The sequence below is a fragment of the Enterobacter sp. KBR-315C3_2022 genome, from assembly GCF_041399425.1.
Taxonomy (GTDB): domain Bacteria; phylum Pseudomonadota; class Gammaproteobacteria; order Enterobacterales; family Enterobacteriaceae; genus Enterobacter.
The window spans coordinates 93,596-119,171 of the sequence record NZ_JBGKEB010000008.1 but is presented as its reverse complement, the minus strand read 5'-3'; the positions used below and the strand labels follow the sequence as shown (position 1 = coordinate 119,171).

22 protein-coding genes and 7 tRNA genes are annotated in these 25,576 nt (G+C 57.1%); 2 read left to right on the top strand and 27 right to left on the bottom strand.

Going from position 1 to position 25,576, the window contains the following annotated elements:
• Nucleotide 1: 1 nt before the first annotated feature.
• From mrdA to leuS, 7 genes are all read right to left on the bottom strand, one after another.
• A complete protein-coding gene (gene mrdA / locus AB8804_RS10825; protein WP_371185817.1) occupies nt 2–1,906 on the bottom strand; it encodes a peptidoglycan DD-transpeptidase MrdA in 1,905 nt (634 codons plus the stop codon).
• Between the two features lie 29 nt (nt 1,907–1,935).
• Entirely contained in the window at nt 1,936–2,403 is a 468-nt protein-coding gene (rlmH, locus tag AB8804_RS10820; RefSeq protein ID WP_003858701.1) for a 23S rRNA (pseudouridine(1915)-N(3))-methyltransferase RlmH, read from the bottom strand.
• A 3-nt stretch (nt 2,404–2,406) separates the two neighbouring features.
• Entirely contained in the window at nt 2,407–2,724 is a 318-nt protein-coding gene (gene rsfS / locus AB8804_RS10815) for a ribosome silencing factor (RefSeq protein ID WP_023334893.1), read from the bottom strand.
• A gap of 268 nt (nt 2,725–2,992) precedes the next feature.
• Nucleotides 2,993–3,658, bottom strand: a complete 666-nt coding sequence (gene nadD, locus AB8804_RS10810; protein ID WP_371185812.1) for a nicotinate-nucleotide adenylyltransferase — start codon at nt 3,656–3,658, stop codon at nt 2,993–2,995.
• Nucleotides 3,651–4,682, bottom strand: a complete 1,032-nt coding sequence (gene holA, locus AB8804_RS10805; protein WP_371185810.1) for a DNA polymerase III subunit delta — start codon at nt 4,680–4,682, stop codon at nt 3,651–3,653. The genes nadD and holA overlap by 8 nt, the downstream gene beginning before the upstream one ends.
• Nucleotides 4,682–5,251, bottom strand: coding sequence for an LPS assembly lipoprotein LptE (gene lptE / locus AB8804_RS10800; protein ID WP_371185808.1), 570 nt, complete (start codon nt 5,249–5,251; stop codon nt 4,682–4,684). The genes holA and lptE overlap by 1 nt, the downstream gene beginning before the upstream one ends.
• 14 nt (nt 5,252–5,265) lie before the next feature.
• Complete coding sequence (leuS, locus tag AB8804_RS10795) at nt 5,266–7,848, bottom strand: leucine--tRNA ligase (protein WP_371185806.1); 2,583 nt, start codon at nt 7,846–7,848, stop codon at nt 5,266–5,268.
• Nucleotides 7,849–8,062: 214 nt separating this feature from the next.
• Here leuS and AB8804_RS10790 point away from each other — a divergent pair, with 214 nt between their 5' ends.
• A complete protein-coding gene (locus AB8804_RS10790) occupies nt 8,063–8,545 on the top strand; it encodes a zinc ribbon-containing protein (RefSeq protein ID WP_371186036.1) in 483 nt (160 codons plus the stop codon).
• Between the two features lie 492 nt (nt 8,546–9,037).
• On the opposite strand, the gene rihA is transcribed toward AB8804_RS10790, so the two are convergent.
• The 10 genes from rihA to miaB all read right to left on the bottom strand — a co-directional run bounded on the left by rihA (nt 9,038) and on the right by miaB (nt 19,306).
• A complete protein-coding gene (gene rihA / locus AB8804_RS10785) occupies nt 9,038–9,979 on the bottom strand; it encodes a pyrimidine-specific ribonucleoside hydrolase RihA (RefSeq protein WP_371185804.1) in 942 nt (313 codons plus the stop codon).
• 120 nt (nt 9,980–10,099) lie between these two features.
• The gene (locus tag AB8804_RS10780) at nt 10,100–10,825 is read right to left on the bottom strand and encodes an amino acid ABC transporter ATP-binding protein (protein ID WP_371185802.1); all 726 of its coding nucleotides are present in this window, start codon (nt 10,823–10,825) and stop codon (nt 10,100–10,102) included.
• Entirely contained in the window at nt 10,825–11,499 is a 675-nt protein-coding gene (gltK, locus tag AB8804_RS10775) for a glutamate/aspartate ABC transporter permease GltK (RefSeq protein ID WP_371185800.1), read from the bottom strand. Before gltK ends, AB8804_RS10780 begins: the two co-directional genes overlap by 1 nt.
• Complete coding sequence (gltJ, locus tag AB8804_RS10770; protein ID WP_371185798.1) at nt 11,499–12,239, bottom strand: glutamate/aspartate ABC transporter permease GltJ; 741 nt, start codon at nt 12,237–12,239, stop codon at nt 11,499–11,501. Before gltJ ends, gltK begins: the two co-directional genes overlap by 1 nt.
• A gap of 154 nt (nt 12,240–12,393) precedes the next feature.
• On the bottom strand, nt 12,394–13,299 hold the full coding sequence (locus AB8804_RS10765) for an amino acid ABC transporter substrate-binding protein (RefSeq protein ID WP_371185796.1): 906 nt from the start codon (nt 13,297–13,299) through the stop codon (nt 12,394–12,396).
• A gap of 401 nt (nt 13,300–13,700) precedes the next feature.
• Complete coding sequence (gene lnt, locus AB8804_RS10760; RefSeq protein ID WP_371185794.1) at nt 13,701–15,239, bottom strand: apolipoprotein N-acyltransferase; 1,539 nt, start codon at nt 15,237–15,239, stop codon at nt 13,701–13,703.
• Nucleotides 15,240–15,244: 5 nt separating this feature from the next.
• Complete coding sequence (corC, locus tag AB8804_RS10755) at nt 15,245–16,123, bottom strand: CNNM family magnesium/cobalt transport protein CorC (protein ID WP_112011505.1); 879 nt, start codon at nt 16,121–16,123, stop codon at nt 15,245–15,247.
• A gap of 88 nt (nt 16,124–16,211) precedes the next feature.
• Nucleotides 16,212–16,679 carry an rRNA maturation RNase YbeY gene (gene ybeY / locus AB8804_RS10750; protein ID WP_371185792.1) on the bottom strand — a complete coding sequence of 156 codons (468 nt, stop codon included), beginning with the start codon at nt 16,677–16,679 and terminating at the stop codon, nt 16,212–16,214.
• Entirely contained in the window at nt 16,676–17,722 is a 1,047-nt protein-coding gene (locus AB8804_RS10745) for a PhoH family protein (protein WP_371185790.1), read from the bottom strand. Before AB8804_RS10745 ends, ybeY begins: the two co-directional genes overlap by 4 nt.
• Nucleotides 17,723–17,881: 159 nt before the next feature.
• Nucleotides 17,882–19,306 (bottom strand): tRNA (N6-isopentenyl adenosine(37)-C2)-methylthiotransferase MiaB, encoded by a 1,425-nt coding sequence (gene miaB / locus AB8804_RS10740; RefSeq protein WP_371185788.1) that lies wholly within the window; start codon nt 19,304–19,306, stop codon nt 17,882–17,884.
• A 135-nt stretch (nt 19,307–19,441) separates the two neighbouring features.
• Between miaB and ubiF the strand changes: the two genes are divergently transcribed.
• The gene (ubiF, locus tag AB8804_RS10735) at nt 19,442–20,617 is read left to right on the top strand and encodes a 3-demethoxyubiquinol 3-hydroxylase (protein WP_371185786.1); all 1,176 of its coding nucleotides are present in this window, start codon (nt 19,442–19,444) and stop codon (nt 20,615–20,617) included.
• A 94-nt stretch (nt 20,618–20,711) separates the two neighbouring features.
• Here ubiF and AB8804_RS10730 read toward each other — a convergent pair.
• The 10 genes from AB8804_RS10730 to AB8804_RS10685 all read right to left on the bottom strand — a co-directional run bounded on the left by AB8804_RS10730 (nt 20,712) and on the right by AB8804_RS10685 (nt 25,571).
• Nucleotides 20,712–20,786 (bottom strand) — tRNA-Gln (locus tag AB8804_RS10730).
• A 37-nt stretch (nt 20,787–20,823) separates the two neighbouring features.
• Nucleotides 20,824–20,898 (bottom strand) — tRNA-Gln (locus AB8804_RS10725).
• Nucleotides 20,899–20,942: 44 nt separating this feature from the next.
• Nucleotides 20,943–21,019 (bottom strand) — tRNA-Met (locus tag AB8804_RS10720).
• An 18-nt stretch (nt 21,020–21,037) separates the two neighbouring features.
• Nucleotides 21,038–21,112, bottom strand: a tRNA-Gln gene (locus tag AB8804_RS10715).
• Nucleotides 21,113–21,145: 33 nt separating this feature from the next.
• Nucleotides 21,146–21,220: transfer RNA gene (locus AB8804_RS10710), tRNA-Gln, on the bottom strand.
• A 23-nt stretch (nt 21,221–21,243) separates the two neighbouring features.
• Nucleotides 21,244–21,328, bottom strand: a tRNA-Leu gene (locus tag AB8804_RS10705).
• A 10-nt stretch (nt 21,329–21,338) separates the two neighbouring features.
• A tRNA-Met gene (locus AB8804_RS10700) sits at nt 21,339–21,415 on the bottom strand.
• Nucleotides 21,416–21,637: 222 nt separating this feature from the next.
• Nucleotides 21,638–23,302, bottom strand: coding sequence for an asparagine synthase B (gene asnB / locus AB8804_RS10695; RefSeq protein ID WP_371185784.1), 1,665 nt, complete (start codon nt 23,300–23,302; stop codon nt 21,638–21,640).
• A 250-nt stretch (nt 23,303–23,552) separates the two neighbouring features.
• Nucleotides 23,553–24,305: a ribonucleotide monophosphatase NagD gene (nagD, locus tag AB8804_RS10690; RefSeq protein WP_371185782.1), complete on the bottom strand. Its 753-nt coding sequence runs from the start codon at nt 24,303–24,305 to the stop codon at nt 23,553–23,555.
• Between the two features lie 45 nt (nt 24,306–24,350).
• Nucleotides 24,351–25,571 (bottom strand): N-acetylglucosamine repressor, encoded by a 1,221-nt coding sequence (locus tag AB8804_RS10685; RefSeq protein WP_371185780.1) that lies wholly within the window; start codon nt 25,569–25,571, stop codon nt 24,351–24,353.
• Nucleotides 25,572–25,576 lie beyond the last annotated feature (5 nt).

Below are 25,576 nucleotides of genomic sequence, written 5' to 3'. Positions count from 1 at the left end.
ATTATTGGTCCTCACCTGCGGCGGCGGCCGCCGGGTTTTCAGCCGGCAGATCGGTGTTGTTGTCGCCCAACATAATGTGATCGAGGATCTGGCGCATGATTGTCCCTACTGCCGGACCCGCGCCGCCGTTTTCCAGAATCATGGCCACCGCAACCTGCGGGTTATTGTAAGGGGCAAATGCCGTCATGAGCTTATGGTCGCGCAGACGCTCCGCAATGCGGTGGGCGTTATAGGTTTCGTTGGCCTTCAGGCCGAACACCTGCGCGGTACCCGACTTCGCGGCCACCTTATACGGCGCGCTGGCGAAATATTTATGTGCCGTACCGTTCGCACGGTTGGCTACGCCGTACATCCCGTCCTTGGCAATCTCCCAGTAGCCGGAATGAATGTCGCCAACGGGCGCTTCCTGCGGCTGAACCCACGGCACTTTTTTGCCGTCTTCAACCGTGCTTTGCAGCAGATGCGGCACTTTAACAATGCCGTCGTTGATGAGGGTCATCATCGCTTTGTTCATCTGGATAGGCGTCGCCGTCCAGTAGCCCTGGCCGATACCGACCGGGATGGTGTCGCCCTGATACCACGGCTTCTTAAAGCGCTTCTGCTTCCACTCGCGGGTTGGCATGTTGCCGGAGCGTTCCTCGGAAAGATCCACGCCGGTGTAATGCCCGTAGCCGAATTTGCTCATCCACTCCGACAGGCGGTCAATGCCCATGTCATAGGCGACCTGGTAGAAGAAGGTATCCGCCGACTCTTCCAGCGATTTGGTCACGTTAAGATGGCCGTGGCCCCATTTTTTCCAGTCGCGGTAGCGTTTTTCAGAGCCGGGGAGCTGCCACCAGCCCGGATCGAACAGGCTGGTATTGCGGGTGATCACGCCTGCGCTCAGCGCGGAGACGGCGACATACGGCTTCACCGTGGAGGCCGGAGGGTAGACCCCCTGCGTGGCGCGGTTCACCAGCGGCGTGTTCGGATCGTTGAGCAGGCCGGAGTAATCCTTGCTGGAGATACCGTCGACGAACAGGTTAGGGTCGTAGCTCGGCATTGATACCATAGCCAGAATCCCGCCGGTTCGCGGATCGGTCACAACGACGGCCGCGCGGCTGCCCGCCAGCAGGGTTTCAATATACTGTTGCAGCTTAAGGTCGAGCGTCAGATAAACGTCGTGCCCCGCCTGTGGCGGCACCTCTTTCAGCTGACGAATAACGCGGCCGCGGTTGTTAACTTCAACCTCTTCATAGCCGGTTTGTCCGTGAAGAACCTCTTCGTAATAGCGCTCAATGCCGAGCTTGCCGATATCGTGCGTCGCGGCGTAGTTCGCCAGCTTGCCGTCTTTATCGAGCCTTTCGACGTCTTTATCGTTAATTTTGGAGACGTAGCCGATGACGTGCGTCAGCGCGGAGCCGTAGGGGTAGTAGCGGCGCTTATAGCCTTTGACCTCGACGCCGGGAAAGCGGTACTGGTTTACGGCGAAGCGGGCAACCTGGACTTCCGTCAGGTTGGTTTTCACCGGAATGGACGTAAAGCGGTGCGAGCGCGAGCGCTCTTTCTTGAACGCGGCGATATCATCGTCGGTCAGGTCGACCACGCTTTTCAGCGCTTCCAGCGTATCCTGAACGTTATCCACTTTTTCCGGCATCATCTCGATTTGGTAGATGGTGCGGTTCAGCGCCAGCGGCGTGCCGTTGCGGTCGTAAATAATGCCCCGGCTGGGCGCGATGGGAACCAGCTTGATGCGGTTTTCGTTTGAGCGCGTCTGGTAATCGGTATAGCGAACGATTTGCAGATTATAAAGGTTGGCGATCAGCACGCCGGTAAGCAGCAAAATCCCCAAAAAGGCGACCAGCGCCCGGCGCACAAACAGCGCGGACTCAGCCGTATAGTCGCGAAAAGAATTCTGTAGTTTCATCCGCTGCTTAATCTACCCTGGTCAAGTCACTACTCGCGGTGATAGGGGTGGTTGGTCGTTATGCTCCATGCGCGATAAAGACTTTCTGCCACCAGCACCCGAACGAGGGGGTGGGGGAGCGTCAGCGCGGAGAGAGACCAGCTTTGTTCTGCCGCCGCTTTGCAGGCGGGGGATAACCCTTCCGGGCCGCCAATCAACAAGCTGACGTCGCGGCCATCCTGCTTCCAGCGCTCCAGTTCGTGCGCCAGCTGCGGCGTATCCCAGGGTTTGCCTGGAATATCGAGGGTGACGATGCGGTTTTTGCCTGCGGCAGCCAGCATCAGCTCCCCCTCTTTATCGAGAATACGTTTGATATCCGCGTTCTTGCCGCGCTTTCCTGCTGGGATCTCCACCAGTTCGAACGGCATATCTTTGGGGAAACGACGCAGATACTCAGTAAAACCGGTTTGTACCCAGTCCGGCATTTTGGTGCCGACGGCGACCAGCTGCAACTTCACGCATTAACCCCAGAGTTTTTCCAGCTCATACAGACGACGGCTTTCGTCCTGCATGACGTGGACAATCACATCGCCAAGGTCGACAACCACCCAGTCAGCGGTCGCTTCACCTTCAACGCCAAGCGGTAACAGCCCTGCGGCGCGCGATTCCTGAACAACATGATCGGCAATAGAAACCACATGGCGAGTAGACGTCCCGGTGCAGATGATCATGCAGTCGGTGATGCTGGATTTACCCTTAACGTCGATAGCGATGATGTCCTGACCCTTCAGGTCATCAATTTTGTCGATAACAAAATCCTGGAGTGCTTTACCCTGCAAGTTTTCCCCCTGGGTGAAAAGATGGTGCAACAAAGAATTTGTGGTCAGCCAGTATACCTGAACTGAGGCCAGTGTCGGGACAAATGTCACCGTCCGGGCTTTTGAAGGCGGGTATCATCCCACCCTCCGCCTGAGATTGCATCGCCATTTTTGTAAAACAATTTCTGTAAAGCAATGTTCGGCGGGAAAGTCTGGCAGCGGAGGATAACAGTATGACTTTACCTGTCAAGGCAGGATAATCAATAAGGTGTTTTTTCAGGTGTCGGGATTATTGATCTGCTCTTTTCTGATACAAACCGTGCTGATGAATATATTCCAGCACCGGGGAGGGCAGCAGGGCGTCGCAGGGCTGGCCCGCCTGTAGGCGCTCGCGGATAAGCGTTGCTGAGATATCAAACCACGGCGTCTCGGCCAGATAGATTTTACCGGCGGGCAGCGCGTGGAGATCGTCAATATTGTCCGTCAAATGGTCTTCCAGCCATGCCTGATACTGTTCTTCGCGCATGGTCAGGGGATAGCCCGGGCGACGGGTCACGATAAGGTGGCTGTTGTTCAGAATCGTGTCGTACTGGTGCCAGCTGGGGAAGTTAAGCAACGAATCCTGGCCAATGATAAACGCCAGCGGTTTCTCCGGCCCTTCTTCCGCGCGCCACTCCCGCAGCGTTTCGGACGTCCATGACGGCGCGTCGCGCTTGAGCTCGCGCTCGTCGAGGGTGAACAGCGGCTTATCGGCAATTGCCAGCGCCAGCATCGCTTTACGCTGCTCGCTGGTCGCTTCCGGCTGGGGGCGGTGCGGCGGAACGTTGTTAGGCATGATAATCACGCGCTGCAGGCCAATCAGGTTTGCCAGAATTTCGACGGGCTTGAGGTGACCATAGTGTACCGGGTCGAAGGTACCGCCATACAGCGCCTGTAAAGAGTGCATATTATCCATCAATAAATACGTCGGCCAGCGCCTTATGGCACAGCAGCAGGGAAAGACTTTCAAGCTCTTCCCACACCGATTGACCGTAGTCCTGCTTCAACGTCAGCTCGGCGCGTGTGAGCAGATGCACGGCCTGGCGCAGCTGGTCGTGGCTGAGGCGGTTAATGGCCTCGGTGGTCATCGCCCTGCGGTTTTGCCAGACGCGGTGTTTATCAAACAGCGAGCGCAGGGGCGTGTGGGCCGACTGGCGCTTAAGATTGATTAACAGCAGCAGTTCGCGCTGGAGCGTACGCAATAAAATGACCGGCTCGCTGCCTTCAAGGCGCAGCTGCTGCAGGATATGCAGCGCGCGTTTGCTCTTGGCGGCCAGCAGCGCGTCCACCCAGTGGAACGGCGTAAAGTGCGCGGCGTCGTTAACCGCCTGCTCAACGCGCGGCAGCGTCAGCTTGCCGTCCGGCCACAACAGGGAAAGCCTGTCCAGCGCCTGCGCTAATGCCAGCAAATTGCCCTCATAGCAGTAGCAAAGCAGCTGATTCGCCGCATCGTCAAGCTGCAGGTTATGCTGCTTTGCCCTTGCCGCAACCCACTTAGGCAGGTGTGCCTGCTCGGGTGTCTGGCAGGTCACAAGCACCGCGTTGGTGGCGAGCGTCGTTACCCACGCCGCATTTTCCTGCGGTTTAGTCAGCTTGTTGCCGCGCACAATCAGCAGCAGATCGCCGTGAAGCAGGCTTACCAGCGTCGCCAGCTGTTCATTTATGGCCGCGTTAGGGCCATTTTCCGGCAGCAGGATCTGGATGGTTTGACGAGACGCGAACAGGCTCATCGCCTGACAAACTGAAAAGATCGCGTTCCAGTCTGTGCTGTAATCAAGCTGGAAGGTGTGGTGTTCATCGAAGCCATGCGCCGCCGCCGCGTGGCGAACGGCATCAAGACTTTCCTGGAGCAAAAGCGGATCGTTTCCGAGCAGCAGATACGCCGCGCGCAGCCCTTCATTGAGCTGCGCGCGGAGTTGTTCAGGATACAGCCTGATCATCAGTTACCCAACGAAGTGGCTGCCGGAAGCGACGCTGCCTCAGGCTTGTCGACAATGTCTGAACCCTGTTTAGACGTTGAGGCAATGCGCGGCAGCTGACGGATCAGCTGTTCCGCAGCCTTGTCGTACATTTCGTTAATGATAATTTGCTGTTCGGCATCTTTCGCCAGCGCCGTCTGCGGGTTATCAAAGAACGAACGGTAGACCTTGGTGCTGATTGGGTAGATATCTTTACCCGGGATCAGCACGGCTGCGCTAACCGACATCACCATCTGATATTCCGCCGTGCGCCCGTCCTGGAAGATAGACGCCGTATCTTTGCTCAGCGTTGAGCGCAGAACGCGGAATGACGGTACATCCTGGCGAAGCGTGTCTTTCTCAATGATCTCCACGCCGTTCAGGCGCAGCTGACTACGAAGCGCACGGCTAAGTGGGCCGTTTGGATCCGAGGAGTCGAAGATCATCGTTTTCATCTGCTCTGGCACCGCCGTTGTATTGCGCAGGTGCCAGCCACAGCCGGCGGTGACAAGCACCGCCAAAGATAGAAGTATTGTTGCCAGTTGTCGCACGTTTCCTCCCGCGCTTAGCCAACGACCAGATTAAGGAGTTTACCCGGTACGTAGATAACCTTACGTACGGTAACGCCCTCAAGATATTTCGCCACCAGATGCTCCTGGCCCGCGCGCTCGCGCACCTGTTCCTCGGTTGCATCCACGGCAACGGTAATTTTACCGCGCACTTTACCGTTAACCTGCACGACGACCAGCGTGGTGTTTTCCACCATTGCCGCTTCGTCCGCGACCGGCCACGGCGCGTTGTCGATATAGCCTTCGCCCTTCAGCGCCTGCCACAGGGTGAAGCTGGCGTGCGGAGTGAACGGGTTCAGCATACGAACGACGGCCAGCAGCGCTTCACGCATTAAGGCGCGATCCTGCTCGCCCTCCTGCGGTGCTTTAGCCAGTTTGTTCATCAGTTCCATAATAGCCGCAATTGCGGTGTTGAAGGTCTGACGACGACCGATATCATCGGTGACTTTCGCAATGGTTTTATGCACGTCGCGACGCAGCGCCTGCTGATCTTCAGTCAGCGCGGCAACGTCCAGCGCAGGGGCATCGCCCTGAGCGGTGTGCTCGTACACCAGTTTCCAGACGCGTTTCAGGAAGCGGTTAGCGCCTTCAACGCCGGATTCCTGCCACTCGAGCGTCATGTCGGCCGGGGAGGCAAACATCATGAACAGACGCACGGTATCTGCGCCGTAGCGTTCAACCATGACCTGCGGGTCGATGCCGTTGTTTTTGGACTTGGACATCTTGCTCATGCCGGTGTAGACCAGCTCGTGGCCTTCGGCATCTTTTGCCTTCACGATGCGGCCTTTCTCGTCGCGTTCAACGATGGCGTCAACCGGAGAAACCCAGTTACGCTCGCCGTTCGCGCCCACGTAGTAAAACGCGTCGGCCAGAACCATACCCTGACACAGCAGCTGTTTTGCCGGCTCGTCGGAGTTAACCATGCCCGCATCGCGCATCAGCTTGTGGAAGAAGCGGAAGTAGAGCAGGTGCATGATCGCGTGTTCGATACCGCCGATGTAGATATCCACCGGCAGCCAGTAGTTCGCCGCGTCGGAATCCAGCATGCCTTCCTGATACTGCGGGCAGGTGTAGCGCGCGTAGTACCAGGAGGACTCCATAAAGGTGTCGAAGGTGTCGGTTTCGCGCAGCGCAGGCTGGCCGTTCACGGTGGTTTTTGCCCACTCAGGATCGGCCTTGATCGGGCTGGTGATGCCGTCCATGACCACGTCTTCCGGCAGGATCACCGGCAGCTGATCTTCTGGCGTTGGCACCACGGTACCGTCTTCCAGCGTCACCATTGGAATCGGTGCGCCCCAGTAACGCTGGCGGGAAACGCCCCAGTCGCGCAGGCGATAGTTCACCTTACGCTCGCCAACGCCCAGCGAGGCCAGCTTGTCGGCAATCGCGTTGAAGCCTTCTTCGAAGCTCAGGCCGCTAAATTCACCGGAGTTGAACAGGGTGCCTTTTTCCGTCAGCGCCTGCTCGGACAGGTCCGGTTCAGAGCCGTCGGCCGCCAGGATAACCGGCTTGATGTTCAGGCCATATTTGGTGGCAAACTCGTAGTCGCGCTGGTCGTGACCCGGAACGGCCATCACCGCGCCGGTACCGTACTCCATCAGCACGAAGTTTGCGGCCCACACCGGAATTTCTTCGCCGGTCAGCGGATGCACGGCTTTAAAGCCGGTATCAACGCCTTTCTTCTCCATGGTCGCCATGTCGGCTTCGGCCACTTTGGTGTTGCGGCATTCGTCGATGAAGGTCGCCAGCTCCGGGGTGTTCTCGGCTGCTTTCTGCGCCAGCGGGTGACCTGCGGCCACGGCCAGGTAGGTCGCACCCATGAAGGTGTCCGGACGGGTGGTATATACGGTCAGCGTCTGGTCATAGCTTTTAACGTTGAAGGTGATTTCTACACCTTCGGAACGCCCAATCCAGTTGCGCTGCATGGTCTTAACGGTGTCAGGCCAGTGATCCAGCTTATCCAGATCGTTCAGCAGCTCGTCTGCGTAAGCGGTGATTTTGATAAACCACTGCGGGATCTCTTTACGTTCAACCTTGGTGTCGCAGCGCCAGCAGCAGCCGTCGATAACCTGTTCGTTTGCCAGAACGGTCTGATCGTTCGGGCACCAGTTAACGGCGGAGGTTTTCTTGTACACGAGGCCTTTTTTATACAGCTCGGTAAAGAATTTCTGCTCCCAGCGGTAGTATTCCGGCGTGCAGGTCGCCAGCTCGCGACTCCAGTCGTAGCCGAAGCCCAGCATTTTGAGCTGGTTTTTCATGTACGCGATGTTGTCGTACGTCCACGGCGCGGGGGCGGTGTTGTTTTTTACCGCGGCGCCTTCAGCAGGCAGGCCGAACGCATCCCAGCCGATGGGCTGCAGTACGTTTTTACCCAGCATGCGCTGGTAGCGGGCAATCACATCGCCAATGGTGTAGTTACGCACGTGGCCCATGTGTAGTCGACCAGAAGGATAGGGAAGCATCGACAGGCAGTAATACTTCTCTTTGCTCTCGTCTTCGGTAACTTCAAAGGTACGCTTCTCGTCCCAGTGTTGCTGGACTTTGGATTCTATCTCTTCCGGGCGGTATTGCTCTTGCATGGCAGCCAGTGGTCCTGTGTTCAATACAGCTACAAATGTAGCCAATGGATGTGGTAATTCAGATCCGCATAGCATAGCCCAAACGTTCGCGTCAAAACAGCCTTTCGCACAAATGCCCTTTGCAGGAATTTACGGGCTCTGTGCTCCACTCGGCAAAGCGGGAGCGAAATAAGGTCTATGATTAAAAAGAGTCACTTACCCAGGAGGCAGAATGATGAACAAGGTTGCTCAATTTTACCGCGAACTGATGGCGACACTCACCGAACGGCTGCGTAACGGCGAGCGCGACATTGATGCGCTGGTTGAACAGGCGCGTGCGCGGGTGACGCAAACGGGTGAGTTAACGCGAACCGAGGTTGAAGAGGTCACGCGCGCCGTGCGCCGCGACCTGGAAGAGTTTGCGCGCAGCTACGAGGAGAGCCAGGACGAGGTCGCCGACAGCGTGTTTATGCGGGTGATTAAAGAAAGCCTGTGGCAGGAGCTGGCGGATATCACCGATAAAACCCAGCTGGAGTGGCGCGAGGTGTTTCAGGATCTGAACCACCACGGCGTGTACCACAGCGGTGAGGTGGTGGGGCTGGGGAATCTGGTTTGCGAGAAATGCCACCATCATATTGCCGTTTATACGCCGGACGTGCTGCCGCTGTGCCCGAAATGCGGCCACGATCAGTTCCAGCGCCGGCCGTTTGAACCCTAGGTAAAAGAGCAGGTTTGTTCCCTCTCCCTGTGGGCTGAGGAATCCCCAGTAATTTTCTTGCTCTTAAAGAAATGAAAAATTACAGGATAATAAATGACTTACAGCGGCCCCCTGGTCCGGCTGAAAATCGCTGAGGCGTTGACCGTAGGCCGGGGCGAGGCGCACGGATGCGCCGAGAGGGCGTGACCTACATGGATGTAGGATCACGCCCGACTCGATAGCCGAAGGGAATAAGCCGAAGGCACCGCGAAGCGGCGATTTTCTTTGCCGGGAGCCGGGATTGTGAAGGGGGCGGCGGCAAGCCCCCTTCACACGTTCACGGGTGACGCTTCAGACAGAGAAGTGCAGAACTTAAGGTGAACGGAACAACCACCTGAGTCGCATGCTCCCCCTCACCCCAGCCCTCTCCCTGAATGGAGAGGGAGTAGTCTGTGCCAAGCTGAAATTTGTGGGGATTCCTCACCCCTGTGGGAGAGGGCCAGGGTGAGGGCATCAGGCCGCAGAATAATAAGCCAGCCGCTCCGCCAGCAAATCGACAAACCCCTCTCGGTCTATGTCCACCATCACCGTGGTATTCGGCGCATTACCCGTCAGCGAGTAGTAATCCACCACCGTCATCCCCTGCGTATATTTCCCCTGCGTTTCCACGCCAACCCACCTGTCCACCGTCGTAAACATCTCCGGCTTCAGCAGCCAGGCAATGGTGCACGGATCGTGCAGCGGCGCGCCGTGGAAGCCCCACTTCTCCGCCTTGTGGTATTCCATAAAGAAGTCGAGCAGCTCCGCCACCGTAGTAGCAACAGGGTTGCCGACGGCGCGGAAGCGCTCAATATCCTCCGCCATAATCTGCGCGCGGTGGGTGACGTCCAGCCCTGCCATCACAATCGGTAACCCGGACTGGAACACAATCTCAGCGGCTTCCGGGTCGACAAAGATGTTGAACTCCGCCGCCGGCGTCCAGTTACCCAGCCCCATCGCGCCGCCCATGATGACGATGCGCGCGATCCTGGCGTGCAGCTCGGGATGGCTGTTCAGCAGCAGCGCGATGTTGGTTTGCGGGCCGGTGGCGACCAGCGTGACGGGCTCGCTGCTTTCGCGCAGCACCTTCGCCATCAGCTCAACCGCGGTGCAGCTTTGTGGCGCAAAGCCCGGTTCCGGCAGCGCAGGGCCGTCTAGGCCGCTCTCGCCGTGAACGTTGTCGGCAATGATCAGATCCCGCATCAGCGGTTTTAACGCGCCGCCCGCGACCGGAATATCGGTGCGCTTTAGCAGCGTCAGCATGCGCAGGACGTTGCGCAGGGTTTTATCAGGCGTCTGGTTTCCAGCGGATGAGGTGACGGCCTTGACGTCCAGCTCGGGGGAGGCGAGGGCAAGTACGAGGGCGATCGCGTCGTCATGACCCGGATCGCAATCGAGAATAATTGGCTGTGCCATAGGGTTCTCCATGCTTGGCATTATTGTGTGACAAGGTTAACGCTGCATTGAGACGCCGACGAGAACAAGAGGGGAAAAGCGTGAGGCAGTGCGCAATCCGCAGATTGCGCACTGAAAAGATTAATGCAGGATTTTGGCGAGGAAGTCTTTAGCGCGCTCGGATTTCGGGTTAGCGAAGAACTCCTCTTTCGGCGAGTCTTCAACGATCTTCCCTTCATCCATGAAAATCACGCGGTTGGCCACCTTGCGGGCGAAGCCCATCTCGTGCGTCACCACCATCATGGTCATCCCTTCGTGCGCCAGCTCGACCATCACGTCCAGCACTTCGTTGATCATCTCGGGATCGAGCGCTGACGTGGGTTCATCAAACAGCATCGCCACCGGATCCATACACAGCGCGCGGGCGATCGCCACGCGCTGCTGCTGGCCGCCGGAAAGCTGTGCCGGGAGCTTATCGGCGTGAGCGGAAAGCCCCACGCGCTCCAGCAGCTTCAGCCCCTTCTCGCGCGCCGCTTTTTTGTCGCGCTTGAGCACCTTCACCTGCGCCAGCGTCAGGTTCTCGATGATCGAGAGGTGCGGGAACAGCTCAAAGTGCTGAAATACCATCCCAACGTGGGAGCGCAGCTGGGCCAGATTCGTTTTCTTGTCGTTAACTTTGGTACCGTTAACGACGATCTCGCCTTGTTGCACGGGTTCCAGGCCGTTCACCGTTTTAATGAGGGTCGATTTACCGGAGCCGGACGGTCCGCAAACGACCACCACGTCGCCTTTTTTTACTTCGGTGGAGCAGTCGGTCAGCACCTGAAAGTGCCCATACCATTTTGAAACATTTTTCAGGGAAATCATTATACAGTCCTTTTCTTCAGCCAGCTGACCAACAGCGACGCGCTTAAACTAATCACAAAATAGACCCCGCCCGCGAACAGGACCATCTCAACCTGCGTACCATCACGCTCGCCAATGGTTGACGCGGTACGGAAGAAGTCCGCCAGGCTGAGAACGTAGACCAGCGAGGTATCCTGGAACAGCACAATGCCCTGCGTCAGCAGCAGCGGAACCATGGCGCGAAACGCCTGCGGCAGAATAATCAGCTGCATTGACTGCCAGTGCGTCATCCCCAGCGCCAGCGCGGCGCTGGACTGCCCGCGGGAGATGCTCTGAATGCCCGCGCGGATAATCTCCGAGTAGTAGGCGGCCTCAAACATCGAGAACGCCACCATCGCCGAAATCAGGCGAATATCGCTTTTCGGCGACAGCCCCAGCACGTTTTGCAGGAAGCCGGGAACGATCAGGTAGAACCACAGCAGCACCATCACCAGCGGGATGGAGCGGAAAACGTTAACGTACGCGGTCGCAAACCAGGCGAGCGGCTTAAAGCTCGACAGGCGCATGACCGCCAGCAGGGTGCCCCAGACGATACCGACGATGATGGCAATGACGGTGATTATTAACGTAATCAGTAGGCCATCCAGCAGGTACGGCAGCGAAGGGACGATAGAACTCCAGTCAAACTCGTACATTATTTGCCCCCCATATTGCCCGGCAGGCGAATTTTGCGTTCAACCAGGTTCATTACCAGCATGATGAAAGCGTTAATCAGAACATACGCGAGCGTAATTGCGGTGAAGGATTCCCACGCGTGCGCGGAGTAATCCAGCAGCTTGCCCGCCTGTGCGGCCATGTCCACCAGGCCGATGGTCGAGGCGATGGCCGAGTTTTTCACCAGGTTCATCATCTCTGAGGTCATCGGCGGGACGATGACGCGATAGGCGTTGGGCAGCAGCACGTAGCGGTAGGCCTGCGGCAGCGTCAGACCCATCGCCAGCGCGGCGTTCTTCTGTCCACGCGGCAGCGACTGGATCGCGGCGCGCACCTGCTCGCAGACGCGCGCGGCGGTGAACAGCCCCAGGCAGAGCATGGAGGAGACGAAGAACTGCACGTTTGGATCCAGTTCCGCCTTGAACCACATGCCGATATTTTCCGGCAGCAGTTCCGGGATCACCAGATACCAGGTAAAGAACTGGACGATCAGCGGAACGTTGCGGAACAGTTCTACATATAGGGTGCCGAGCGTTGAAAGAAAGCGGTTAGGGACGGTGCGCAGAATACCGAACACCGAGCCGACGAGGAACGCAATAATCCACGCGGTAACGGATAACGCAACGGTGACCTGAAAACCGCTCCAGAGCCAGCCGAGATAGGTGGTGTTGCCGAACGGGGCTTGTTGCAGAAAGATGCCCCAGTTCCAGTCGATTGACATAATAAACTCCAGAAAAAAAAGGGTAGCAGCGCTACCCTCGAAGATTGGTGAGAAGCTCATTTTCGCGCTGAGTGGGGAACGACCACTCCGCGTATAGTCTGTCCGTGCTTCCCGACAATCGAGAGGGCAGGTATTCCCGCCCCTGTTGTTCTAATTAGTTAAGAGCTTTGTCGTTTGGTGTTTTGAACAGCGCTTTCATGTCATCGGACAGTTCGAAGTTCATGTTCAGGTTCTTCGGTGGAATTGGGTTCTTGAACCATTTGTCGAACCATTTTTCCGCTTCGCCGGAGGTCTGTGCCTGCGCGATGGTGTCATCGATCAGCTTTTTAAAGTCGGCGTCGTCTTTACGCAGCATGCAGCCGTAGGCCTCTTTAGACTGCGCGGTGCCCACGATTTCCCAGTTGTCCGGTTTCTTCGCTTTTGCACGTTCGCCGGCCAGCAGCGCATCGTCCATCATAAACGCGACGGCGCGACCGCTTTCCAGGGTACGGAAGGAGTCACCGTGGTCTTTCGCGCTGATGATGCGCATATCCATTTTCTTCTCGTCGTTCAGCTTGTGCAGCAGCACTTCTGAAGTTGTACCGGACGTCACGACGACCGCTTTACCTTTCAGGTCGGCAAAATCTTTGATGTCGCCGCCCTTCCTGGTCAGCAGACGGGTGCCGACAACGAAGATGGTGTCTGAGAAGGCTGCCTGTTTCTGGCGTTCAACGTTGTTGGTAGTGGAGCCACACTCAAAATCGAAGGTGCCGTTCTGCAGCAGGGGAATACGGTTCTGTGAAGTGATAGGGATCATCTTCACCTGGAGGTCTGGCTTGTTCAGCTTTTTCTTCACGGCTTCAACAATGGCGTTGGAGTAGTCCTGTGAATAGCCCACGACTTTTTGCGTGTTGTCGTAGTAAGAGAACGGGACGGATGATTCACGGTGGCCGACCACGATAACGCCGTTTTTGGCGATCTTGTCGAGCGTGCTTCCTGCTTTCGGCGCGTCTTCAGCGTGAACGACGCCCGCCGACATCCCCATCACCAGCATTGCTGTGGCCAGTTTACGTAATTGCATACCCAACTCCTTCTTATCAGCGTCAGAGACGCATTGATACCTATTGTGATGTTGTTATTTCTCGCGCTGTGCGAGTGCAGTGTTATGCAAGCTTGTTAACATTTAGTCTGGCTTAATGTAAAGATTTTGCTGCGTTATTGTTTATTTTTGCGAAGCGCGCCGCACCATTCAGAGGCAAAAATCTCTCGTTGCACCGTTTCGGTGCTACCGACGATCTACGCGGGTGCAACAAGATTGCACGTTAAGCCAGATAGCGTTTGCGTGGATTAACAAAGCAATAGGCGTGCCAGAATTGGCCCTATTCCTGGAAGAGAGAGGGAAAAAGGCGGAGCTGGATTTTGAAAAAGTGCAAGAACCGTTCCCTCTCCCCTATGGGGAGAGGGCTAGGGTGAGGGGGAAGGTTATTTGCGACGCTGACGCAGGCTCATCAGCACGGCGCCAAAGCCAAACAGCGCGGTCAGCATCCACAGCGGCCAGTTGCCCGTGCGGGCGTACGGCGTCAGGCCCGTGGTCGGCGTGACGTTTGCGGTCAGCACCTCGCGGGTGAACTGCGGGATCATCGCCTGAATCTCGCCCTGCGGGCCAATCACGGCGGTGATGCCGTTGTTGGTGCTGCGCAGCAGCGGGCGGGCCAGCTCAAGCGAACGCATGCGCGCCATCTGGAAGTGCTGCCACGGGCCAATCGACTTGCCAAACCAGGCGTCGTTCGAGATGGTCAGCAGGTAGTCGGTATCCGGACGGAAGTTATCGCGCACCTGCTCGCCGAGGATGATTTCGTAGCAAATGGCGGGCGTCAGCGCAAAACCGTGCGCGTGCAGCTGCGGCTGAACGTACGGGCCGCGGCTGAAGGAGGACATCGGCAGATCAAAGAACGGGGCCAGCGGGCGCAGAATCGACTCCAGAGGCACAAACTCGCCAAACGGCACCAGATGGTTTTTGTTATAGCGATCGGTTGAGTCGTAGCTGTACTCGCTGCCCTTGCCGAGCGTAATGATGGTGTTGTACGTATCGTAGCGGTTCTGCTGGTTAAGCCGCGCGTCAACGATCCCGGTGATCAGCGTGGTGTCGCGCGCGCGCAGCAGGTTATCCATCATCTTCAGGAACGGCTGCTGGTTTATTTCCAGATCGGGAATGGCGGACTCCGGCCAGATCACCAGCTGGGATTTCCCCATCACCTGCTCGGTGGCATTGGCGTAGATTTTCAGCGTGTTGATCAGCTGATTTTCATCCCACTTCAGCGCCTGAGGAATATCGCCCTGGACCATTGAGACCTGCATGGCGCGCTCGGGCTGCGGGGTGAACCACTGAATGTAGCGCAGCGGGAAGGGCAGCGCGAACAGCACCAGCGCGGCAACCAGGGGCTTCCAGCTGTGCGCGGTCAGGGCCAGCACCAGCAGGCCGCTGACGACCATCAGCAGGAAGTTAATCGCCTCTACGCCCATAACCGGCGCCAGCCCTTTCAGCGGGCCGTCGATCTGGCTATAGCCGAACTGCAGCCACGGGAAGCCGGTCAGCACCCAGCCGCGGAGAAATTCGGTTATCTGCCAGACAACCGGTGCGGCAATCGCCACGCGGATCCAGGTCGTTTTGGGCCACAGGCGAGAGAGGATGCCCGCGAACAGGCCGGTATAAAGCGAAAGGTAAGCGGCGAGCAGTACGACGAGGAAAACGTTAACCGGGCCGGGCATCCCGCCAAACTGCGCGATGCTGACGTAGACCCAGTTAATGCCGGAACCGAACAGCCCCAGCCCCCAGACGTAGCCGATAGCCGCGGCCTGCACCGGAGGGCGATTCAGGGTTAAACCCTGTAGCCCCATCAGGGAAAGAATGGCCGCGGGCCAGATATCGTAAGGCGAAAAAGCCAGCGTACCGCTGGCTCCGAGCAACAGCGCCAGCAGCAGACGGACGCGCTGGCGTTCAAGCAATGGGGCAAATGCCATTTACATTAATCTTCCAGTTTTGGCACCGGTGAGTCGTCCGGCGTTCTGACGTGAACCTGAATGATACGTCGGCTGTCGGCCATGGCGACCTTGAATTGGTAACCGTCGATGTCAACGGTCTCGCCGCGCGCCGGAAGATGGCCAAAGGCCTGCATCACCAGCCCGCCGATGGTATCCACCTCTTCATCGCTGAAGTGGGTGCCGAAGGCGTCGTTGAAGTCCTCAATCGAGGCCAGCGCGCGCACGGTCCAGGTGTGGCGGCTCAGCTGGCGGAAGTCGATATCTTCTTCTTCATCGTATTCGTCTTCGATTTCGCCCACGATCAGCTCGAGGATATCCTCGATCGTGACCAGGCCCGATACGCCGCCAAACTCATCAATCACAATCGCCATGTGGTAGCGCTGAGAGCGAAACTCTTTCAGCATCCGATCCACACGCTTGCTTTCAGGCACAACCACGGCCTGGCGTAACACTTTTTCCATGCTGAAGGCTTCGGCGTCGCTGCGCATAAACGGCAGCAGATCTTTCGCCATCAGAATGCCTTCAATGTGATCTTTGTCTTCGCTGATGACCGGGAAACGCGAGTGGGCGGATTCGATGATGACATCGAGACACTCGTCCAGCGTCTGGTTGCGTTTCAGGGTGATCATCTGCGAGCGGGGGATCATGATGTCGCGCACGCGCTGGTCAGCGATATCCATTACCCCTTCGAGCATTTCGCGCGTATCTTCGTCGATAAGGTCGTTCTGCCCGGAATCACGGATCAGCTCCAGCAGTTCGTCACGGTTTTTCGGTTCGCCGTGGAAAAGCTGGTTCAGGATGAGGGAGAAAAATCCCTTTTTAGTGTTTGGCGTGTCGCTACTGTGTGAATTGTCGTCGCTCATGGCGTTTGTTAAGGGTTCTCTTGTTGGTTCTCAGTTCACCGCCGCGCTAAATCCCTGCGCGGCGGCATGTTAGTCAGCCGGTGACTGACTATTCTTTCTCGGCAATGTACGGATCCTCATAGCCCAGAGCAAGCATTATCTCTGTCTCGAGGGACTCCATCTCTTCCGCTTCGTCATCTTCTATATGGTCGTAGCCCAGCAGGTGCAGGCTGCCGTGGACCACCATATGCGCCCAGTGGGCTTCAAGGGGTTTCTGCTGCTCTTTGGCTTCCTGTTCAACCACCTGGCGACAGATGATCAGATCGCCCAACAGCGGCATCTCGATGCCCGGAGGCGCTTCGAACGGGAAAGAGAGCACGTTGGTTGGCTTATCTTTCCCGCGGTAGGTCAGGTTAAGCTCATGGCTTTCCGCTTCATCCACCAGGCGAATCGTGACTTCTGATTCTTCCTGAAACTGGGGGATTACCGCATCCAGCCATTTCTGAAACTGTGCCTCTTCTGGCATGCCGGTATTATCTTCACAGGCCAGCTGTAAATCGAGGATCACCTGACTCATTTCTGCTCTTGCTCCTGCGCGTCGCGCTTGCGTTCTGCGGCCAGTTCGGCCCTGCGTTTCTGATCGGCTTCTTCCCAGGCCTCGTAGGCGTTAACGATGCGCGCAACAACCGGGTGGCGCACCACGTCCTCACTGTGGAAGAAGTTAAAGCTAATTTCGTCTACTTCCGCCAGGACTTCGATGGCGTGGCGCAGGCCGGACTTGGTGCTGCGCGGCAGGTCAATCTGGGTGACGTCGCCGGTGATGACCGCCTTCGAGTTAAAGCCAATACGCGTCAGGAACATTTTCATCTGTTCGATGGTGGTGTTCTGGCTTTCATCGAGGATGATAAAGGCGTCGTTAAGCGTGCGGCCGCGCATGTAGGCCAGCGGCGCGACTTCAATCACGTTGCGCTCAATCAGCTTCTCGACCTTCTCAAAGCCCAGCATTTCGAACAGCGCATCGTACAGCGGGCGCAGATACGGATCGACCTTCTGGCTTAAGTCGCCCGGCAGGAAGCCCAGCTTTTCACCGGCCTCTACCGCAGGACGCGTCAGCAGAATGCGGCGAATGTCCTGGCGCTCCAGGGCGTCTACCGCGGCGGCGACGGCCAGGTAGGTTTTCCCCGTGCCCGCCGGACCCACGCCGAAGGTGATGTCATGATCGAGAATGTTGGCGATGTACTGCGCCTGGTTCGGCGTACGCGGCTTAATCACGCCGCGCTTGGTCTTGATGTGAATCGCCTTGCCGTAGTCCGGCACGCTCTCCGCGCTCTGCTCAAGCACGCGCGCTTCTTTGATCGCGAGGTGGATTTGCTCCGGCTCGATATCCTGAATTTCGCCGCGCATCGGGGCGGTATCGACATACAGGCTGCGAAGAATATCCGCAGCGGCGTTGACGCAGATTGGGCGTCCGGTGAGTTTGAATTGGTTATCGCGACGATAGATTTCGATACCCAGACGTCGCTCCAGTTGTTTGATGTTGTCATCAAACGGCCCGCACAGGCTCAGCAGGCGAGCGTTGTCTGCTGGCTCAAGGCTAATTTCACGCGTGTCTATGTTCAAACCGTTCCTCTTTGATGGTTTAGCTGACCTGGTGGTGGCGTAATAACGCGGCCATTACCGAAATTATTCACGCCACAGAATAAAGGCGCAAGCATTGCGGAAGATATTGGGGACGATGAAAGGAAATACAAGGCCTGCCGGACGGGCAGGCCTGAAGGATTAAGGCTGATAAATTCCGACGCCAGAATCGTTTTCTTTGCGGGTGCGGGAGATAACGGATTCCGGAGACTCGGCGATGCGCAGGCCCATCTGGTCTTCGGTGCGCACCAGCTTCGCGCGCAGGGAGTTGGTCAGCACCTCGACAATCTCAACGTCCACGAATTTACCGATCATGTCCGGCGTACCTTCGAAGTTCACCACGCGGTTATTCTCCGTGCGGCCCGACAGTTCCATCACGCTCTTGCGCGAGGTGCCTTCCACCAGAATGCGCTGGACGGTGCCGAGCATGCGGCGGCTCCAGGCGTTTGCCTGCTGGTTAATGCGCTCCTGCAGGATATACAGACGCTGCTTTTTCTCCTCTTCCGGCACGTCGTCGACCATATCGGCCGCTGGCGTACCCGGGCGCGCAGAGAAGATAAAGCTGTAGCTGACGTCAAAGTTCACTTCGCCGATGAGCTTCATGGTGCGCTCAAAATCGTCCGCGGTTTCGCCCGGGAAGCCGACGATGAAGTCGGAGCTGATCTGGATATCCGGTCGCGCTTCACGCAGCTTGCGAATGGTGGATTTGTACTCCAGCACCGTGTGCGGGCGCCCCATCAGGTTCAGCACGCGGTCGGAACCGCACTGAATGGGCAGGTGCAGGAAGCTCACCAGCTCCGGCGTATCGCGATAGACATCGATGATGTCGTCGGAAAATTCCATCGGGTGGCTGGTGGTGAAGCGGATGCGGTCAATGCCGTCAATTGCCGCCACCAGGCGCAGCAGCTCGGCAAAGCTGCCGGTGGTGCCGTCGTAGTTCTCACCGCGCCAGGCATTGACGTTCTGGCCCAGCAGGTTGACTTCGCGTACGCCCTGCGCGGCAAGCTGCGCGATTTCAAACAGAATGTCGTCCGCCGGGCGGCTGACCTCTTCACCGCGTGTGTATGGCACCACGCAGTAGGTGCAGTACTTATTGCAGCCTTCCATGATCGAGACAAAAGCGCTCGGGCCGTCGGCGCGCGGCTCCGGCAGGCGGTCGAATTTTTCGATCTCCGGGAAGCTCACGTCAACGACCGGGCTGCGCGTGCCGCGAACCTTATTGATCATCTCGGGCAGACGGTGCAAAGTCTGAGGACCAAAGACGATGTCCACGTACGGGGCTCTCTGGCGGATCAGCTTGCCTTCCTGCGACGCAACGCAGCCGCCCACGCCGATAATCAGGTCCGGATTTTTTCGTTTGAGGAGTTTCCAGCGACCCAGCAGGTGAAAGACCTTTTCCTGCGCTTTTTCACGAATTGAACAGGTGTTAAGCAGCAGCACATCGGCTTCTTTCGCATTTTCAGTCAGCTGGTATCCGTGGGTGGTATCCAGCAGATCGGCCATCTTGGATGAATCGTATTCGTTCATCTGACAGCCCCAGGTTTTTATGTGGAGTTTTTTAGTCATTGACTTGCTCAGCTCAGGATTGCAAGCCGCGTATTGTAATGCTTTGGTGGGGTTGTGACCAGTATGAAGGTTGTCAACCTCAAGGCCGCAAAAATCCGGTAAACTTAAGGGATTCTCCAATAAGGAAAAAAGACCATGACACTCCAACACACCGAAGTTGCCGTTGTCGGCGGCGGTATGGTCGGCGGCGCGCTGGCGCTGGGGCTGGCACAGCAGGGATTTGAGGTAACGGTAGTAGAGCAGGCGACGCCCGCGGCCTTCGATGCATCGGCGAAACCGGACGTGCGGATCTCGGCGATCAGCGCCTCATCTGTCGATCTGCTTCGCGGGCTTGGCGTCTGGGAGGCGGTGCTGGCGATGCGCGCGCATCCCTATAGCCGTCTTGAAACGTGGGAGTGGGAAAATGCCCACGTCGCGTTTGACGCAGCGGAGCTCAAGCTGCCGCGCCTGGGCTACATGGTGGAGAACAGCGTTCTCCAGCTGGCGCTCTGGCAGGCGCTGGAGGCGCATCCAAAGGTGACGCTGCGCGTTCCAGCGACCTTACGCGAGCTGCGTCCACACGAGAACGGCTATCTGCTGGCGCTGGATAACGGTGAAAAGCTTGCCGTGAAGCTGGTGGTTGGCGCGGATGGAGCGAACTCGCAGGTCAGGCAGATGGCGGGGATTGGCATTCATGCGTGGCAGTATCAGCAGTCCTGCATGCTGATCACCGTTCAGTGTGAGAATGCGCCCGGCGAAAGCACCTGGCAGCACTTTACGCCGAACGGACCGCACGCCTTTTTACCGCTGTTTGATAACTGGGCGTCGCTGGTGTGGTATGACAAACCGGCACGCATTCGCCAGCTGCAGGGGCTTTCTATGGCTCAGCTGCAGGACGAAATACAACGGCACTTCCCGAGCCGCCTGGGCAACGTGACGCCGGTTGCGGCGGGCGCATTTCCGCTCACGCGCCGCCACGCTTTGCAGTACGCGCGTGAAGGGCTGGCACTGGTAGGCGATGCGGCGCACACGATCCACCCGCTGGCGGGGCAGGGCGTGAACCTGGGCTATCGTGACGTGGACGCGCTGCTGGACGTGCTGGGCAATGCGCGGGCGCACGCTGAACCCTGGGCCAGCCATCAGATACTGAAGCGCTACCAGACGCGGCGCATGGCGGATAACTTCATTATGCAGTCGGGAATGGATCTGTTCCACGCGGGATTCAGTAACGATTTAGGTCCGATGCGCATTCTTCGTAACATTGGATTGATGGCGGCGGAACGCGCCGGTGGCCTGAAGCGCCAGGCATTGAAATACGCGCTAGGACTCTAATCTTTTTTCCCTCTCCTGTGGGAGAGGGCATCAGGCCGCACGGTACTGATAACAAAAACAAAAAAGCCCGCAGAGCGGGCTATTTTGTTTTAAGTGGCTGGGGTGCAGGGATTCGAACCCCGGAATGCTGGTATCAGAAACCAGAGCCTTACCGCTTGGCGACACCCCAATTGCGTTAAACACACTGCTTAACGACTTTTTTAAATTGGCTGGGGTACGAGGATTCGAACCTCGGAATGCTGGTATCAGAAACCAGAGCCTTACCGCTTGGCGATACCCCAACAATTTTTTCTAGTTTACCGTATAAATCGATAAATGACTAATTTGGTGGCTACGACGGGATTCGAACCTGTGACCCCATCATTATGAGTGATGTGCTCTAACCAGCTGAGCTACGTAGCCAATACTGCTTTTCTTCGATGGCTGGGGTACCTGGATTCGAACCAGGGAATGCCGGTATCAAAAACCGGTGCCTTACCGCTTGGCGATACCCCAATAACCGCGGAGAACCGCAAAATCGAAGAAATATGGCTGGGGTACCTGGATTCGAACCAGGGAATGCCGGTATCAAAAACCGGTGCCTTACCGCTTGGCGATACCCCATCCGTGCAACGCTTATCTGGAAATGGTGCGGGAGGCGAGACTTGAACTCGCACACCTTGCGGCGCCAGAACCTAAATCTGGTGCGTCTACCAATTTCGCCACTCCCGCAAAAAAAAGATGGTGGCTACGACGGGATTCGAACCTGTGACCCCATCATTATGAGTGATGTGCTCTAACCAGCTGAGCTACGTAGCCATCTTTTTTTTCGCGCTACCTTATCGGCGTTGCGGGGCGCATTATGCGTATAGACCCTTGCAGCGTCAATACCTTTTTCAACGAAAATAGCCGGAATGTGACTGTTTGGTTAGGTTGCGAACAGCGTGGCCGAATATTCGGCAATTATTGGTTATTGATCGTTTTTGTCCTGGCAGCCAGGGGATAAAGAAAAGGCCCCGGAGGGCCTTTTTAACGCTGCGATTATTTGTACGCTGACTGGTGAACGCCGACCGCGCGCCCTGATGGATCGTTCATGGATTTGAACGATTCGTCCCATTCGATCGCTTTCGCAGAGGAACAGGCAACGGACGGGCCGCCCGGCACGCACTCGGCCGCGCTTGGAACCGGGAACAGCTCTTCAAAGATCTCGCGGTACAGATACGCTTCTTTCGATCCCGGCGTGTTATACGGGAAGCGGAAGCTCGCGGTTTCCAGCTGCTGATCGGAAACGTGCTTAGCGGCCACCTCTTTCAGGGTGTCAATCCAGCTGTAGCCCACGCCGTCGGAGAACTGCTCTTTCTGACGCCACGCCACGCTTGCCGGCAGATAGGATTCAAAGCATTCACGCAGGATATGTTTTTCCATTTTGCCGTTGCCGCACATCTTATCCTGCGGGTTGATGCGCATCGCAACGTCGAGGAATTTTTTATCCAGGAACGGCACGCGGGCTTCGACGCCCCAGGCGGACATCGCTTTGTTGGCGCGCGCGCAGTCGAACATATGCAGCGCCTGCAGCTTACGCACCGTCTCCTCGTGCAGCTCTTTGGCGTTTGGCGCTTTGTGGAAGTACAGATAGCCGCCGAACACCTCGTCAGATCCTTCTCCGGACAACACCATTTTAATACCCATCGCCTTGATCTTGCGGGACATCAGGTACATTGGCGTCGAGGCGCGAATCGTCGTGACGTCATAGGTTTCAATGTGGTAAATCACATCGCGGATCGCATCCAGACCTTCCTGCACGGTGAAGTGAATTTCATGGTGCACGGTACCGAGATGGTTTGCCACTTCCTGCGCGGCTTTCAGGTCAGGCGCGCCTTCCAGGCCAACGGCAAAGGAGTGGAGCTGCGGCCACCAGGCTTCCGAGCGCTCCTGATCCTCCACGCGGCGCGCGGCGAATTTCTTGGTAATGGCGGAGATCACGGAGGAGTCCAGGCCGCCGGAGAGCAGCACGCCGTAAGGCACGTCTGACATCAGGTGGCTTTTCACGGACTCTTCCAGCGCCTGGCGCAGTTCGGCCTTGTCGGTAACGTTGTCTTTTACCGCGTCATAGTCGAACCAGTCGCGCTGATAGTACGAACGGATCTCGCCGTCTTTGCTCCACAGGAAGCTGCCCGCCGGGAACTCTTTAATGGTGCGGCAAACCGGCACCAGGGCTTTCATTTCTGACGCCACGTAGAAGTTGCCGTGCTCGTCGTGGCCCATGTACAGCGGGATGATACCAATGTGGTCACGGCCAATCAGGTAGGCATCCTTTTCGCTGTCGTAGAGGGCAAAGGCGAACATGCCCTGCAGCTCGTCCAGAAACTCTGGCCCTTTTTCCTGATACAGCGCCAGAATGACTTCGCAGTCGGAGCCTGTCTGGAACGCGTAGCGATCGCCATACTCGGCGCGCAGGGCCTGATGGTTGTAGATTTCACCGTTCACCGCCAGCGCGTGCGTTTTTTTCTCGTTATACAGCGGCTGTGCGCCAGCGTTGACGTCAACAATGGACAAACGCTCGTGAGCCAGAATGGCCTTATCGCTGGCGTACACGCCGGACCAGTCCGGGCCACGGTGGCGCATCAGGCGAGATAACTCCAGAGCCTTTTTACGCAGTTCGCCTGCGTCAGTTTTAATATCCAGTACGCCAAAAATAGAACACATAACCTTCTCCGTTAATGCTGATGCGTTGTGATGTTGCTTGCTTATGAAAATGCCGTAAAAGGGGGAGGGCGCGCAAGGGTTTTACGGCGTAAAACGCAAATAGTGCAATCGTGATTGCGGAATGTTGAAAAAAGAGTACGTGCGAGGTCTTTTTATTGATGATTGTTCAATAAAAGGCTTGTTTTATTAGATGGCGCCGTATGGATTGGCCGCAAAAATAAAAAACCACGCCCTGGGGCGTGGTCTGGGATCAGATAACGTCAATTTCATCGACGGAGGGGTAAATCCAGCTCGGTCGAAACGGCATGCTGTCGATATCATCGATCGTCGAAACGCCGGAGAGCACCAGGATCGTCTCAAGGCCCGCCTGGAAGCCGGCCAGAATGTCGGTGCGCAGGTTATCGCCTACGATAACGGTGTCTTCAGAATGCGCCTGCATTTTATTCAGCGCAGCGCGAATGATCCACGGGCTTGGCTTGCCGACGTAAAACGGTTTACGCCCGGAGATTTTTTCAATGCCCGCGCACAGCGCGCCGCAGGCCGGATAGAAGCCGCGCCCGTGGGTGTCCGGGTTGGTGGCGATAAACCGCGCGCCGTTGGCAACGAAGAAGGAGGCCTTATGCATCATTTCCCAGTTGTAGGAGCGCGTTTCGCCCACGATGACAAAGTCCGGGTTGACGTCGGTGATGGTAAAACCGGCTGTATACAGCTCATGGATCAGCGCGCCTTCGCCCACAACGTAGGCTTTTTTCCCTTCCTGACGCTTGAGAAAATCCGCCGTCGCCATCGCCGAGGTGTAAAACACGCTGTCAGGCACGTTAACCCCTGCCGTTGCAAAGCGGTTTGCCAGGTCCTGACCAGTCTGGGAAGGGTAGTTCGTGAGCAGAACCAGTGGCATTCCTTTGTCGATGATGCGGTGAAGAAATTCCGCAGCACCCGGCACGGCAACGTTATCGTGCATCAGCACGCCGTCAATATCACAAATTACGTTCTTAATGGTCATGGACATTCCGACATCAAAAAAAGAAGGCGTTACTATAAGATCCGATCAGGATTCCAGCAAATGTTGCAGCAGGCTGCCGTTGAGCATGGCGCGTTTTACCAGCGCAAACGCCCCAATGGCCGAACGGTGATCCAGCGTAGAGCGCACCACCGGCAAGTTCTGGCGAAACGCTTTCAGCGCCTGGGTATTGATGCAGCCCTCGATGGCGGGAAGTAACACCTTTTCCGCTTCGACAATTTCACCGGCGATAACCACTTTTTGCGGGTTAAACAGGTTAATGGCGATGGCGATGGTTTTACCCAGATGGCGTCCAACCTGCTCAATGACCTCGCAGGCCAGCGGGTCGCCTTTGTTCGCCGCTTTGCAGATAGGGCCGATCTTGCAGTCATCCAGCGTGACGCGGCTTTGATAGCCCTGCTCCAGCAGGTGGCGCACGCGGTGTTCGATGGCGGCGTTGGCGGCAATGGTTTCGAGACAGCCAAAGTTTCCGCAGTGGCAGCGTTCACCCAGCGGTTCAACCTGGATATGGCCAATCTCGCCGACGTTGCCGTTGCGGCCGATAAAAATACGCCCGTTGGAGATGATGCCCGCGCCGGTGCCGCGATGAACGCGCACCAGAATGGAGTCTTCGCAGTCCTGGCTCGCACCAAAGTAGTGCTCGGCAAGCGCCAGAGAGCGGATATCGTGGCCGACAAAACAGGTCACGTTAAAGCGTTTTTCCAGCGCGTCTACCAGGCCCCAGTTTTCAACCTGGATGTGCGGCATATAGCGAATCACGCCGCTTTCAGGATCGACCAGCCCCGGCAAAATAACCGAGATGGCAATAAGCTCGCGGATCTTGCGCTGGCAGCTCTCGATGAAAAGGGCGATGGTTTTCAGCAGCGCGTGTTCCAGCGTCTCCTGCGTGCGCTCCGGCAGCGGGTAATGCTCTTCGGCGATGGCTTTACTGCTCAGATCGTACAGCGTAAGCGTGGTGTCGTAGCGACCAAGACGCACGCCGATGGCCTGGAAATTGCGGGTTTCGGTGACGATAGAGATAGCGCGGCGGCCTCCGGTGGAGGCCTGCTGATCGACTTCTTTGATCAGGCCGCGCTCAATAAGCTGACGGGTAATTTTTGTCACGCTGGCGGGAGCAAGCTGGCTTTGTTCGGCTATCTGAATCCGCGAGATTGGTCCGTGCTGGTCAATCAGGCGATAAACGGCCGCGCTGTTGAGTTGTTTTACGAGGTCAACATTACCAATTTGAGCTTGTCCGCCTGGTGTCATACTTT

What these genes read in the sequence shown, in the direction of transcription:
- gltJ (WP_371185798.1), bottom strand. Translation starts at nt 12,239, where the DNA reads ATGTCAATCGACTGGAACTGGGGCATCTTTCTGCAACAAGCCCCGTTC.
- nagD (WP_371185782.1), bottom strand. Translation starts at nt 24,305, where the DNA reads ATGACCATTAAGAACGTAATTTGTGATATTGACGGCGTGCTGATGCAC.
- rihA (WP_371185804.1), bottom strand. Translation starts at nt 9,979, where the DNA reads ATGGCACAGCCAATTATTCTCGATTGCGATCCGGGTCATGACGACGCG.
- AB8804_RS10765 (WP_371185796.1), bottom strand. Translation starts at nt 13,299, where the DNA reads ATGCAATTACGTAAACTGGCCACAGCAATGCTGGTGATGGGGATGTCG.
- asnB (WP_371185784.1), bottom strand. Translation starts at nt 23,302, where the DNA reads ATGTGTTCTATTTTTGGCGTACTGGATATTAAAACTGACGCAGGCGAA.
- lnt (WP_371185794.1), bottom strand. Translation starts at nt 15,239, where the DNA reads ATGGCATTTGCCCCATTGCTTGAACGCCAGCGCGTCCGTCTGCTGCTG.
- mrdA (WP_371185817.1), bottom strand. Translation starts at nt 1,906, where the DNA reads ATGAAACTACAGAATTCTTTTCGCGACTATACGGCTGAGTCCGCGCTG.
- gltK (WP_371185800.1), bottom strand. Translation starts at nt 11,499, where the DNA reads ATGTACGAGTTTGACTGGAGTTCTATCGTCCCTTCGCTGCCGTACCTG.
- AB8804_RS10790 (WP_371186036.1), top strand. Translation starts at nt 8,063, where the DNA reads ATGAACAAGGTTGCTCAATTTTACCGCGAACTGATGGCGACACTCACC.
- AB8804_RS10780 (WP_371185802.1), bottom strand. Translation starts at nt 10,825, where the DNA reads ATGATTTCCCTGAAAAATGTTTCAAAATGGTATGGGCACTTTCAGGTG.
- holA (WP_371185810.1), bottom strand. Translation starts at nt 4,682, where the DNA reads ATGATCAGGCTGTATCCTGAACAACTCCGCGCGCAGCTCAATGAAGGG.
- leuS (WP_371185806.1), bottom strand. Translation starts at nt 7,848, where the DNA reads ATGCAAGAGCAATACCGCCCGGAAGAGATAGAATCCAAAGTCCAGCAA.
- AB8804_RS10685 (WP_371185780.1), bottom strand. Translation starts at nt 25,571, where the DNA reads ATGACACCAGGCGGACAAGCTCAAATTGGTAATGTTGACCTCGTAAAA.
- miaB (WP_371185788.1), bottom strand. Translation starts at nt 19,306, where the DNA reads ATGACTAAAAAACTCCACATAAAAACCTGGGGCTGTCAGATGAACGAA.
- ubiF (WP_371185786.1), top strand. Translation starts at nt 19,442, where the DNA reads ATGACACTCCAACACACCGAAGTTGCCGTTGTCGGCGGCGGTATGGTC.
- ybeY (WP_371185792.1), bottom strand. Translation starts at nt 16,679, where the DNA reads ATGAGTCAGGTGATCCTCGATTTACAGCTGGCCTGTGAAGATAATACC.
- nadD (WP_371185812.1), bottom strand. Translation starts at nt 3,658, where the DNA reads ATGGATAATATGCACTCTTTACAGGCGCTGTATGGCGGTACCTTCGAC.
- corC (WP_112011505.1), bottom strand. Translation starts at nt 16,123, where the DNA reads ATGAGCGACGACAATTCACACAGTAGCGACACGCCAAACACTAAAAAG.